The sequence below is a fragment of the Pseudomonas auratipiscis genome, from assembly GCF_036324085.1.
In the GTDB taxonomy this organism is placed as follows: Bacteria; Pseudomonadota; Gammaproteobacteria; order Pseudomonadales; family Pseudomonadaceae; genus Aquipseudomonas; species Aquipseudomonas auratipiscis.
This window is the reverse complement of the sequence record NZ_JAZDCU010000001.1, coordinates 201,681-214,086: the sequence shown is the minus strand read 5'-3', so window position 1 is coordinate 214,086 and position 12,406 is coordinate 201,681. Positions and strand designations below refer to the sequence as shown.

At 62.2% G+C, this 12,406-nt stretch carries 8 protein-coding genes; 2 read left to right on the top strand and 6 right to left on the bottom strand.

The features are described 5' to 3' along the window. The 3 genes from peaB to ccsA all read right to left on the bottom strand — a co-directional run bounded on the left by peaB (position 1) and on the right by ccsA (position 5,454). The gene (peaB, locus tag V0R60_RS00950) at positions 1-1,431 is read right to left on the bottom strand and encodes a quinohemoprotein amine dehydrogenase maturation protein (protein ID WP_136476331.1); all 1,431 of its coding nucleotides are present in this window, start codon (positions 1,429-1,431) and stop codon (positions 1-3) included. 74 nt (positions 1,432-1,505) lie between these two features. Then, complete coding sequence (gene peaA, locus V0R60_RS00945) at positions 1,506-3,071, bottom strand: quinohemoprotein amine dehydrogenase subunit alpha (protein WP_330078643.1); 1,566 nt, start codon at positions 3,069-3,071, stop codon at positions 1,506-1,508. A 190-nt stretch (positions 3,072-3,261) separates the two neighbouring features. Next, a complete protein-coding gene (gene ccsA / locus V0R60_RS00940) occupies positions 3,262-5,454 on the bottom strand; it encodes a cytochrome c biogenesis protein CcsA (RefSeq protein ID WP_330078644.1) in 2,193 nt (730 codons plus the stop codon). Between the two features lie 319 nt (positions 5,455-5,773). Between ccsA and V0R60_RS00935 the strand changes: the two genes are divergently transcribed. After that, positions 5,774-7,267 carry an aldehyde dehydrogenase family protein gene (locus tag V0R60_RS00935; protein WP_330078645.1) on the top strand — a complete coding sequence of 498 codons (1,494 nt, stop codon included), beginning with the start codon at positions 5,774-5,776 and terminating at the stop codon, positions 7,265-7,267. Between the two features lie 118 nt (positions 7,268-7,385). Next, complete coding sequence (locus V0R60_RS00930; protein WP_136476337.1) at positions 7,386-8,699, top strand: alginate export family protein; 1,314 nt, start codon at positions 7,386-7,388, stop codon at positions 8,697-8,699. A gap of 4 nt (positions 8,700-8,703) precedes the next feature. Here the strand turns inward: V0R60_RS00930 and qhpG are convergent, their stop codons facing one another. From qhpG to V0R60_RS00915, 3 genes are read right to left on the bottom strand one after another with little or no spacing between them, the layout of a single operon-like run. Beyond that, positions 8,704-10,008: a flavin-dependent monooxygenase QhpG gene (gene qhpG, locus V0R60_RS00925; RefSeq protein WP_330078646.1), complete on the bottom strand. Its 1,305-nt coding sequence runs from the start codon at positions 10,006-10,008 to the stop codon at positions 8,704-8,706. Next, complete coding sequence (gene qhpE, locus V0R60_RS00920) at positions 10,001-10,681, bottom strand: subtilisin-like serine protease QhpE (RefSeq protein WP_330078647.1); 681 nt, start codon at positions 10,679-10,681, stop codon at positions 10,001-10,003. The genes qhpG and qhpE overlap by 8 nt, the downstream gene beginning before the upstream one ends. Continuing rightward, positions 10,671-12,404 (bottom strand): ABC transporter ATP-binding protein, encoded by a 1,734-nt coding sequence (locus V0R60_RS00915; RefSeq protein WP_330078648.1) that lies wholly within the window; start codon positions 12,402-12,404, stop codon positions 10,671-10,673. Before V0R60_RS00915 ends, qhpE begins: the two co-directional genes overlap by 11 nt. Positions 12,405-12,406: the final 2 nt, after the last annotated feature.

Genomic DNA, 12,406 nt, shown 5'->3' with positions numbered 1-12,406 from the left:
TCAGTGGACCTTGCGCGGAGTGATGTAACTGCTGATGAACGCCGGGTTGCCGGCCATGATGCGGCTATAGACTTCGATGCCGAAGTCCACCCAGTCACGCATCAGCTCGCAGTAGTGATAGGTCGGGTGGGTCGGGTCGCCGTAACGGGCATAGCTCTCGTGGTAGCAGCCACCGGAACACAGGTTGCGGATATGGCAGGTGTCGCAGCCGGTGTTGGTGCGATCCAGGCGTTGCGAAAGGAAGTCGGTCAGTTCAGTCTGCTTCAATTCGCCATGAACGTTACCGAAGGTCGGCATGCTCGAACCGGTAAAGCGATGGCAGAGGTTGAGCTCCCCCTTGTGGTCCACTGCCAGCATTTTCAGCCCGGCGCCGCACGGCAAGGCCTTCTTGTGCCCTTCGTGAATGTCGGTGATCAGCTGATGCAGGTTGGAGAAACCGATATTGCGGTGTTCCAGCGCTGCTTCCAGGTAACGCCGACCGAGGGCCTTCATGTTGGCGAAGACCTCGACCAGTTCCTCGCCGGTCAGGTTGAAGTTGGACATGTCGCCCGAGGTGACGGGGGCAAAGCCGACTTCAGCGAAACCCAGTTCATTGAACAGGTGATTCCAGATGGTTTCGACATCGGTGATACCGCGGGTAAGGGTCACCCGCGCGCCGACCGGACGGCTGCGATAGCGTGACAGCAACAGGTCGACCTTGCGCCGGACCACATCGTAGGTGCCCTGCCCGCCGACGGTAATGCGGTTGCGGTCATGCACCGTCTTTGGCCCGTCGATACTGACCGATAGGCCAAAGCGGTGGGCATTGAGGTAGTCGATGATCTCTTCGGTGAGCAGCGTGGCGTTGGTGGTCATGATGAACTCCACCTGCTTGCCCTGCTCGGCGAAGCGACGCTCGCAGTAGTCGACCATGTGTTCGATCAGCGGACGGTTGGACAGCGGTTCGCCGCCGAAGAACACCACGCTGTAGCGCTCCTCGTCGGGCGACTCGCGCAGGAGCATTTCCACCGAGGCTTCGGCGGTATCGGCGCCCATCTTCTTGCCCGCCGAGGGCTTGTCCAGGTCTTCCTTGTAGCAGTAGGTGCAGCTGAGGTTGCAGCCGGTATTGACGTTCAGCACCACGGTATTGAGTGCGGTGCGCTCGACCCGGCTGATGCCGATTTCAGGTGTCAGTTCCGTCCCGTTGCTGACCACCTCCAGTGCGATCAACTCGCGCAGGGTTTCGTCGATTTCCTGCCCGGCGAAGCGCCCGGCCAGGCGTTGGACCAGGTCTTCAGAGCTGCAACCCTGCTGGCGCAGGGCATCGATAATGCCACCGGTAACGTCATCGGTAGCGAACAGCGAACTGCTCGGTATGTGGAACAGCATGCGGTCGTTGTCCACCCGCACTTCGTGCAGGTTGCGTTCGACCAGATTCAAGATAGCGCCCATGGCGACCTCCCGGAAAAGTGCTCAATCGTCGTTGCCACATCGGGCGGGACCTACCCGCCCCCAGCCAGGCACGGTTATGGCAACGGTGGATTGTTCCAACGCTGTACGGTCACGATCAGGTGGCCTTCGCCTTTCATGCCACCTTCCTCCAACTGCGCAATCACTTTCAGGTTGCCGGCGTTGTTGGTCATCATCTTGCGCTGCGGGTTCGGCCCGGCCAGCCCCGGTACGAACACACCATCGTCCTGCATGGTGCCGGCGAACTTGACGTCCTCATCTTCCCTGGCCTGCTCGTTGAACGGCTCCACCGTCCATTTCGCCGGCAGGTAACCGATCCGATAGAGTGCGCCATCTGCGCCCTTGCCCCAGGCTTCCGCCTCGAAGCGGCCTTGCACCTTAGGCGTCGAGCCACCGTTCTCACCTACCCGGGCAATGGAGTACGCAGGCACTACCTTGACCTCGGCGATGTCTTTGTACACCGCCAACTCCACGCCCTTGAGCGCGCCCACGGCGATGCTGCGTACACCCGGCGCCGCATCGGCAGCCGCCTTGACCTGCACGCGCAGTTTGCCAGGCGCAGTTTCGAGGACTTTAAGCACCTCGATGCCGGCGCCCAGATCCGGCGTGCCGGTCAGTCCGCTGCCCACCAAGGTCAGTTCAGCTTCGCTACCTGCCTTGATGAAAGCCGGCTGCACTGCCAGCAACTTGGCGCTATCGCTCTTGGCCGCGCTGAAGTCCAGGCCGCGCTCATCATGCTCGGTCTCGAACATGCGCCCCTTCATCTCGCCGTTGAGTGCTGCAAATACCTGGCGCATGCGCACATCGCCGATCTGCAGGTTGCCGCGCCATTCGTAGCCGTTGTAGAGAATGGCCGAACCGCTGCCATTGAACGGGGTGCCGTCGGCGTACTGGCCCTTGACCTCGACCTTGAAGTTATCGACGGTGTCCGGGGTGACCGTCATCACGCCACGTACATCGCCTTTGGCCAGCATATGACCACTGAAGCTCCATTGCCCCGGCAGCGTGTCCGCCTTGGGCTTGTTCTTCTGCCAGTCGCTCCAGGCCTGACTTTCCAATGGGTAGTGCTTGGCAAGCAACGGTGCGACTTCCTTGTGCGCCAGGCCGAACCAGTCGCGATCGCGCGACAGCGACTGATACTCAAGCGACGGCCAACGACCCAGGTGGAAGTCCACCAGGCGTTCCCACTCCTGCAGTGGACGACGTTGCAGGGCGACCCGTGCCCCAGAGTGGCAGCGCGCGCACATCTGGTTGAGCGGTTCGTCGAACTTTTCCACGGTGTTCAGGCGCCGCTCCATGGCGTAGCGCACGCCATCGGTCTCACTGGGCGCCAGGCCTTGCTTGTCGGCGAGGAACTTGACCACCGTGCGGCGATCCTCGTCATCGATCTTCACGCCATACATGACCTGCATACGCGCAACGCTCATCAACCAGCCTTCCGGCGTTTTGCGCTGGTGGCTGATGCGGGTCAGGGAATCGTTGCCTTCGGGGGTATGGCACGCCATGCACTTGGCATTGAGAATGGCTTGGCCATCTTTTGCCAGAGCAGGCTGCATGACTGCGCAGGCCATCATGGCCAGGGTGCCGGCACCTAGATAATGTCGGAGTCGGGTCGTCTTCAAGGTCAGGCCTCCACGGTATTGTTGTTAAAATTTTCCGCACCCTTCGAGGGTTTTAGCACACAGCTACATCACACAAAGCATGTCGCATGCCAGAACGCATAAAGCCATGCAAAACAACTAGTTACCTACAACGCACACGTACTGCAGGGTGAATCACCCGGTTACCGGTGTCTAATTTCGCGAACCCTGTCTAACTCTGAGACACTTGCGTGGTGTTGCGTCGGGAAGGATGGCCGTGGCCTGGCAGCGCCAGAACACCGAACACCATTGCCAGCAGGCCGATCCAGACCAACGACACAAACGGATAACGACGCACCACCACGACTCCATAGCTGGCCTCTGCGTCACCAGTAGCCGTGCTACCGGCCTGCATCAATCGGGGCGAAGCCGGCACCCAGACCTGCAGGTCTTCAGCCCAGCCGCGCACGATGAACGGATGCAATACATAGCCGGGGTCTCCAACGTGACGCGCATAGCGGTAGTCGAGAATCTCACACAGTTGGCGCACTGGCCCCTGATAGGCTGGCGGCAGTTCGCGTCCGTCCTGGAACAACGCGTGCCCGGCAATCACCTGCCCTTCGCTGCGCAGTTCGACCTGAGCCACCGCGCGGTAGCCTGAGAAATTCGACTCGCTGCTGATCGGCAATACGCGTACTTGTATCTGCTCCGCGACCCGATGCCAGGCGTCCGCTGCGCTGGCAGGCGCGATATTGATCGGCATGTAGGTATTCAAGGCGGTTGCCAGCAGGCCGCCGACCAGCGCGATCACGGCACCGCCGTGAATCAGTGCCAGCGGCCCGGTATGGCGCAGGGTTCCCAGCCTGCGACTGCGCCACAGCACGACCGCGCCCCAGGTGATGCACGCCGCCAGCAGGAACAGGGCCGACAGCAAGGCAGCGTCGAGCCAGGGCAGCACATCGACAATGCTTTGCGACAACACGCCCTCGCCGCGATAACGTGGCGTCAGCCAGCCGCCGCGCCAGGCTGTCAGCGTCACCCACAAGGCCATCGCCAGGGTGATAATGGTCGCCCCCTGCGCGCGCAAGCAGCGGCGCAGAAACACCCAACCACCGATCAAGCCCAACAGGGCGATCACCGGCGTCAGCCACTTGCCAAGCCCGTGACCATCCACATCCCAGTGGTCGAAAGCACGGCGCAAATCGGCCATTTCCGCGGCGCTGGCCCAGGTCATCAAGGTTTCGAAGAAGGGTTTCAACTCAGACGCTTTCTCCATCTGCAGCCACTGGCCGATATGGGCATTGAGCAGCGCAGCCGCGGCAAGCAATGCCGCCCCGGCGAACAGCCAGATCGACAGGTCGAGGCCCCAGTCCGAGGCCGAACGGCGGATCTTCTTCAGGCCTTCGCTGGATCGAGCGAAGGCTTTCCAGGCATACACCAGCAGCAGGCAAATCAGTACCGCAGCCAACGCCAGGTGGCTCAGCCATGAAGTGGTGCCGATGTAGCGATGAGAGCTGGCCAGCACTTCACTGCGTGTCACCGACAAAGCCATGCATGCCAACGCGGCCGTCAGCACACTTAGAATCGGCAACAGGCGCCGGTTGTGGGACGTCGGACGCCAGCGTCTGGCACCATGCAACACTGCGCCCAACATCGCCCAGACAATAAAGGCGGACGTCTGTACCGGGTCCCAGTGCCAGAGTTGGCCAAAGGTAAAGTCTTCCAGCGCCCAGACCATGCCCATGCCGATACCGGCAGTCAGCACCAACCAGGAGCGCCTGCTGTAGGTCAAGGCCACTCGCCCATAGCTGTCACTGGCGCCATTCAAGGCATCGAGTGCTACACCGGCAGGCGCGATGGCCCAGGCATAAGCCGCCAGAATCAACGGCGCGTGAAACGCCATCCAGATTGTTTGTAGATGGGCGTTCATGCCCTGACTTTGCTGAGCCGCAAGCCAGTCGGGCGGTGTCGCCGTAAATGGACCAAGCCAGGCCGCGGCCAGGGTGTACCAGGCGGCGACCAGCGCATTGCTGCGCCCGCTCCAGCCGGGTGCGGCAGCGCTGCGCATACCGATGGTCATGCATAAGGTCGCCAGCAACAGCACCGTGCCCTCGTCACCGCCCCAGAGGTTGGACATTTTCAAATAGGACGGTAACGCGGCGCTGCTGTAGAGCCAGATGTAGCGCAAATGGAAGTCATCGGCGAGCAGGTGCAGGACCAGACTCAAACAGGCGCCATACAAGGCCGCCAAGGCAAACCGCCAGCACGCAATACGCAGGCTGGTTCGCAAAGCGCCCAGCACGATGAAGCCGGCAATCACCACCAGCAACCAGTTGCCGACCTGGGGCAAAAACCACAACAGCGTGCAGCTCAGCACCAAACCGAATGCCCATTGCCCCCCTCCACCGCGTTGCAGATCACTCACGTAGGCCACTCCTTGTTATTGTCTGCTCGACCACACAAGTTACGTGCCAATCTAGAAATTCATCGTATAACCAATCACTTAGCCAGCTTTCACGAAGGATGTGGAGTACCGGCGAATGTTACGTTCTGCGACACCCGTACCAGCGTGCGACACTGTCTCATCCGCCGCCTGATGCATCTCAAACTGCTACAGGCGATTGCGCTCGAAAATCATCCGCTGAAAAAAATAATTCTTATTTATTAATCAGTTATATCGGTCTTGCGGCGTTGGCACGGCGGTTGCGTTGGGCTTGGCAATACTCCCCAACGAGAGCCGACACATGTCTATCGAATTGCCTATCCTCGCGCAGACCCGCGCCTTCGCCAGCGGTCCGCTGAAAATGCTCATCGGTGAGCAATGGCGCGACGCGGCCAGCGGCAACACCATGAGCTTTCGTAACCCGGCAACAGGTGAAATTCTTGGCAATGTTCCCGCCGCCAGCAGCGAGGATGTCGATCTGGCCGTGCGCGCCGCGCGCCAGGCGTTCGACGACTCAGCCTGGAGCCGCATGCGTCCACGGGAGCGCCAGAACCTGCTGTGGCGCCTGGCCGACCTGATGGAACGCGATGCACAGGAACTGGCCGAGCTCGAATGCCTGAACAACGGCAAAAGTGCCGCCGTGGCTCAGGTCATGGATGTGCAACTGGCGATCGACTTTCTGCGCTACATGGCCGGCTGGGCGACCAAGATCGAAGGTTCGACCGTCGAGGCTTCGTTGCCGTTGATGCCCAACGACCAGTTCCACGGTTTTATCCGCCGTGAAGCGGTCGGGGTGGTCGGGGCGATTGTTGCCTGGAACTTCCCGCTGCTGCTGGCTTGCTGGAAACTCGGCCCGGCCTTGGCCACCGGCTGCACCGTGGTTCTCAAGCCGGCGGACGAGACCCCACTTACCGCCCTCAAGCTGGCGTCCCTGGTGCTGGAGGCCGGCTATCCGGCGGGTGTCTTCAACGTCATTACCGGCACCGGCCTGAACGCTGGCGTGGCGCTTACCCGTCACCCCGGCGTGGACAAACTCACCTTCACCGGCTCCACCGAAGTGGGCAAGCAGATCGGCAAAGCGGCGATGGACAACATGACCCGAGTGACCCTGGAGCTGGGCGGCAAGTCGCCGACCATCGTCATGGCCGATGCCAACCTGGAGGAAGCCGCCGCCGGTGCCGCCAGCGCGATCTTCTTCAACCAGGGCCAGGTGTGCTGCGCCGGCTCGCGCCTGTATGTGCATCGCAAGCACTTCGACAATGTGATCGCCGACATCGCTGGCATCGCCAATGGCATGAAGCTGGGCAACGGCCTGGACCCAAGCGTGCAGATGGGCCCGTTGGTTTCGGCCAAGCAACAGGAGCGCGTCAGCCGCTACATCGAACTGGGTCGCGAACTCGGTGCCACCATTGCCTGCGGCGGCGACAGCTTTGGCCCTGGCTACTTCGTCAAGCCGACGGTGATCGTCGATGTCGACCAGCAGCACCGCCTGGTGCAAGAAGAAATCTTCGGCCCGGTACTGGTGGCCATGCCTTTCGATGATCTCGACGAAGTGGTACGTCTGGCCAATGACAACCCGTACGGCCTGGGCGCGAGCATCTGGTCCAACGACCTGTCGGCGGTGCACCGGATGATCCCGCGCATCAAGTCTGGCTCGGTGTGGGTCAACTGTCACAGCGCCCTGGACCCGGCGCTGCCATTTGGCGGCTACAAACTCTCGGGCGTGGGCCGGGAGATGGGCGCTGCGGCCATCGAGCATTACACCGAGCTCAAATCAGTCCTGATCAAACTCTGAAACGCTCGCCTGGCCCAGTAGCAGTGGCTGCCTGACGGCGTTGTCCACGGCTGCTGGGCCCGGCAGCGGCCTGTCGTTTCGCGTTCCATCCGCCAATAAAAACAACAAGGAGCATCCGATGATTCGCAGCAACCGCACCCTTCTCGCCCTGGCCTTGCTCGCGGGTACCTCCCAGGCCCACGAGCTCTACAACAAGGATGGCAGCGTTCTCAATGCCGACCTTGAAGCGCTGTTTGGCGTGTTCCACAGTGACGAAAGCTATGCCATTGGCGGTAATCGCCAGCCCGGCAGCAGTGCCTGGCGCGAGGGTTACGCCAAGTACGGGCTGAGCGGCAGCCAGGCCTTTGCCGACATCGGCAGCCTCTACGGCGCATTCTCTCTGCTCAGTTCTGCCACCTGGGGCGACGGTGATGCCGCCGGCCTGACCTTGGGCAGCGAGCGCCGCACCGCTGTCGAGGACGCTTATCTAGGCTGGCGTTCCGACAATCTGTTCCCGGCGTTGGGAGAAAACGGCGTGGACATCTCCGGCGGGCGGCAAGTGGTGACCCTCGGCGAGGGTTTTCTTATCCAGGGCGATCCGGTCAACCTCGGCAAGGTCGACCTGGGCGCCAACTTCAACCGCGGTGGCGCCTATTACCTGGCCGCGCGCAAAGCCTTCGACCGCACCGCAGTACTGCGTCTGGGGGGCAGCGAAGGCCTGCGTGGCGATCTGATCTGGCTTAAATCCGATAACCACTATCAGGCCGATACCGAACTGGCCGTTGCCAACATCGAACATATCAGCGATGCCGGCACCCTCGGTCTGTCCTGGATTCACGGCATGGACGTCGATCAGCGCTACGCATCGATCCTCGGCCTTGAGGAACGCGACGGCATGGACACCATCAGCCTGCGCGGACGCAGCAGCCTGGGCATCAAGGACTTGGACGTGGCCGCCGAATACGTCACTCAGGAAAAAGACAGCGGACGCGAGAACGCCTGGTACGTGGAAGCGGGATGGACCTTCTCCGACGTCGCCTGGACACCGGCGGCCAGCTATCGCTACAGCCGATTTTCTGAATCATTCGACCCGCTGTTCTATGGTGCCAGCCGTGGCTATGGCACCTGGTTCCAGGGCGAAGTGGCGGCCAACTACGCCGGGCCTTTCAACACCAACACCCAAGTCCATCACCTGGCCTTGAAAGCCAAGCCGCGCGAGAACTTGACGGTAGGCGCGCTGTATTACGACTTTGCCACGCTGGACAAGGACCGGGGCAACCTCGGCGGCCGGGAACTGGACCTGTACCTGGAGTGGATGGTCAATGACCATTGGCTGATCAGCCCGCTGGTGGGTTTCTACAAACCCGAGCGCAGTGCCGAAGACGGCGGCGTACAGTTGGGCAGCAGCGACACCAGCACCTATCTGCAGTTGTTGGTGGGCACCTTCTTCTGAGGTGTCAGCCCTGATAACCCTGCGCAGCCAGCCAGTTGCGCAGCATGGCCTGCTCGGCAGCGGGCCTTGCGCCCAGCAACTGCTCCAACCCTTGCCCACTGCGCAGGCCACTGACCACTGGCGCCAACGGCACACCCTGCAAGTGCCAAATACCCAGGGGCTGGTCTGCACTGACCACCACCTCGGCCTCATCGATGAAACCATCGCTCACCACCGGCCGACGCTCGACCCGCAACTGGCGGTAGTCAGCGGCCAGATGAAGCGGTTGGGCATCCGGCCAGGACTGGCGCTTGTCCCAGAATGCTTGGCCGACCTTGCCCTGCTCCTGGGCATAGAAGTCCCTGCCGATGCGGGCGAAGCGCAAGAACAGCTGCTCGATGCGCTCCTGATGAAAACGCAGCGCCAACGCCTTGTGTCGAGGACGGCGCAGTAACGTGTTGATCACCGCAGGCGCCTGCAACGCCGAAGACAACGACTGGAAAATACCGTTGCCGGACAGCGGGTCCACGGCCATCGCCGCATCACCGACGCGCAGCCAATTGTCCCCGGCGCACCGGCCGGCAAGAATCGCCGTGCTGCTGCGCGCGTAGACCTCTACGGCCTGGGTGGCTGCAGCACCAAACATTTCAGCGACCAGCGCCGACTGGCGCCGACGCTGGGCACAATACTCGGCGAGTTGCGCCTTGCCCGGCAGTGCACCGGCGCTGCTGTCCAGGCTGATCTGCCAATAGCACCGGCCATCGGCCAGGCGCGCCATCCAGGCCCAGCCGTCGGCGAGGCTTTCTACCGCCGACAGCGGCTCACCCGGTTGCTCACGCCACAGATTGAGCAAGCTGACACTTTCCGGCCCGCGCAGGCGACTGGCGGTCAGCGGCGCCTGACGCCCACGAGCCTCAACCAGAAACTCGGCCGTCAGCAACCTGCCGTCGTGCAGTTGCACCTGGTGCCCGTCGGTGCGACTGCTCAGATCAGCGACGCGTGCTTCGATCACCTCGATACCCGCATTACGCAGGTCTTCGCGCAGCGCCTGATCGAAGCAACTGCGATCAAGCAGGCATTCCTGGTTGAGCCATTGGCGCTGGCCATTCCACTCCACCCGGCGCCTGGAAGGCATCGCGGCCTGTTCCAGTGCCTTGCCCAAACCGGCATGGCGCAGCCCTTCCAGTACCCGCTGCGACACCCCTTCCACGGCGTCGAACCGACGCCAGTCGGAGACGACCTGCACCCGGTAACCCAGTCGCTGCAAACCCATGGCAGTTGCCGCACCCGCAGGGCCGGCGCCGAGCACCAAAATACATGGCTCAGTCATGTTCGCTCCCCCGGCGCTCCGGGCCGATAAATGCCGCGTTATCGCGCAGGTAGACCAGCACCTGCTCACGGCTGGCTGCCGGTTGTGCGCTCAACAACCCGCGGATCTGACCGCACAATGCGGCGCTGGCCAAACTCGCTCCAGCCCGGCCGCAAGACGGATCAACCTGTGCGCCAAAGTCTGCCTGGGCCGTGTCCAACCGCGACCATTGACCGTGGCCACAGCGAGCGTCGCCGGTCACGCGAATGACTTCCGGATAACTGGCCGGATACACCGCCGCTCCGCGTGCCGGGCTCGAAGCACAGAGCAGCACGCCAGCCTCGACAGCCGCGGCACAGGCCGCACGCAGCACATGACGATCCTGTTGCAGACCGAGGCTCATGTTGATCAGCGTCGCCCCCTGTTCGACCAGCCACAACAACGCCGCACTGACCTGCAGGGCCGAGGTCAACCATTGTTCAGCGAACACTTGCGCTACCAGCACCTCCCCGCTGCCTCCCTGCTCCAGCAGACAGTCGAGCACTTGGCTGCCATGGCCCAAGGCATCAGCCAGCGTCTCGCCCTCGCACAGCACTCCCTCCTGTAGCCAGAAGCGCCGGGCAGCGGTGACGCCTTCGGCCTGCCGCGGCGCAAAGCCGGTATCGATCACACCGACGCGTACCTCAGTGTCCATGGCGTACCGGCTCATTTTCGATCAGGCGCAAGCGACCATCTTCCAGGTGCAGATGCAAATCGGCATCGGCCAATGTCGACGGGCGATGGCTGATAAGAATGCGTGTACGTCCGGCAAACAGTTGGTCAATCGCACTGATCACCTCACGCTCGGTGGCTTCATCGACGGCCGAGGTCGCTTCGTCGAGCACCAGTATCGACGGTTCCTGCAACAATGCCCGGGCAATGGCGATACGCTGCTTCTGCCCTCCAGATAGTTGCTGGCCACGCTCGCCCAGTGGTCCGTCCAGCCCCATGGGCAAGCTCTGCACCAGGCTGTCCAGGCGAGTCAATTGCACTACCCGCTCCAGATCGGCACGGCTGGCGTTCGGACGGCTGTAGCAGAGGTTCTGTGCCAGCGTGCCGCGAAACAGCACAATGTCCTGGCTGACCACGGCAATGCGCTCGCGCACCGCCAGCAGGTCGAGGTGACGCAGGTCTTCGCCATCGAGCCGAATCCGCCCCTGATCAGGGTCGTAGAAGCGCTGCAGTAGATCGATCAAGGTCGACTTGCCGACCCCCGAGGCACCGCTGATGGCCACCTTCAAGCCAGCGGCAATACAGATATGGGCGTCGGTCAACACCGCACCACGGCGTTGTTCATGGGCGAAATGCACACCCTCAAGGCGCAGCTCGCCAGGCCCCTTTGGCATCGGCACTGGCGATTCCGGCTGGCATACGGTGACCGGCTCCTGCTGTAGCTCCATTACCCGCATCAGGCTGACCGCCATGCGTTGCACGGCGACATACAGCCCAAGCAGACTCTGCACCGGCCCCACCGCCATACCCAGGTAAGTAGAGAACGCGATCAGCGCACCCAATTGCCAGGTGCCCTGGATCACCCAATATCCGCCCAGCAAAAACGCCGCGGCGCGGCATAGCGATGTCAGGGTGCCCGGCACCGCTTGAGTGAAAAACTCGGTGACCTGCACTTTGAGCAACTGGCCCATGTAACCCTGGCCCAAGTGCCCGAGGCGCACAGCTTCTCGCTTTTGCTGACCGGCCGCCTGAATGAACTTCATGGCAGGCAGGGTCTCGACCAGAAACGAGGAGACATCTGCCGAACGCTCGCGCAGGCTGCGCACTTCGCGCTCGACCTTGCGGCGCATCCAGCGCAGCCACAGCACTTCGATGGGAATCAGCAGCGCCAGCAGCAACGATAACTGCCACGACAGCATTAGCATCAGACTCACTGCACCGATCAGGCCGATCAGGCTGGAGACTGCAGAGAACATCGAGTCGACGGCAAAACGCTGAATCTCGGCAACGTCCCCATCGAGCCGCGAGAGAATGTCACCCAGGCGCTTGCGTCCGTAGAAGCCCGGTGACAGTTGCTGCAGGTGGCCATAAAGGTCGTCGCGCAGGGCGAACAGGATGCGTCCGGACAGGCGCGTGTGCAGGTAGCGGTTGATCCCCGACAGCACGGTGCCGAGCACACCGGCGGCGATCATGATCAGCGCGATGTGCCACAGGGTGTCGAAGTTCTTCGCCAGCAGCCCGTCATCGATCAAGGTCTTGACCAGCCAAGGCTGGGCCAACACCAGCAGCGAGGCACTCAATGACAAGCCCAGCAGCACCGCGATCGCCCGCCACTGGGGACGCACAAAGCTGTACAGCCAGGCCAGGGCACGGCGCATGAGTTCGGGGTCGTTGGCGTCGACCAAACGCAGGAAAAGACCACGCATGA

Bases quoted from the DNA above. Each gene is read 5' to 3' on its own strand.
- peaB (WP_136476331.1), bottom strand. From the start codon at position 1,431: ATGGGCGCTATCTTGAATCTGGTCGAACGCAACCTGCACGAAGTGCGG.
- qhpE (WP_330078647.1), bottom strand. From the start codon at position 10,681: ATGGACACTGAGGTACGCGTCGGTGTGATCGATACCGGCTTTGCGCCG.
- V0R60_RS00930 (WP_136476337.1), top strand. From the start codon at position 7,386: ATGATTCGCAGCAACCGCACCCTTCTCGCCCTGGCCTTGCTCGCGGGT.
- qhpG (WP_330078646.1), bottom strand. From the start codon at position 10,008: ATGACTGAGCCATGTATTTTGGTGCTCGGCGCCGGCCCTGCGGGTGCG.
- V0R60_RS00935 (WP_330078645.1), top strand. From the start codon at position 5,774: ATGTCTATCGAATTGCCTATCCTCGCGCAGACCCGCGCCTTCGCCAGC.
- V0R60_RS00915 (WP_330078648.1), bottom strand. From the start codon at position 12,404: ATGCGTGGTCTTTTCCTGCGTTTGGTCGACGCCAACGACCCCGAACTC.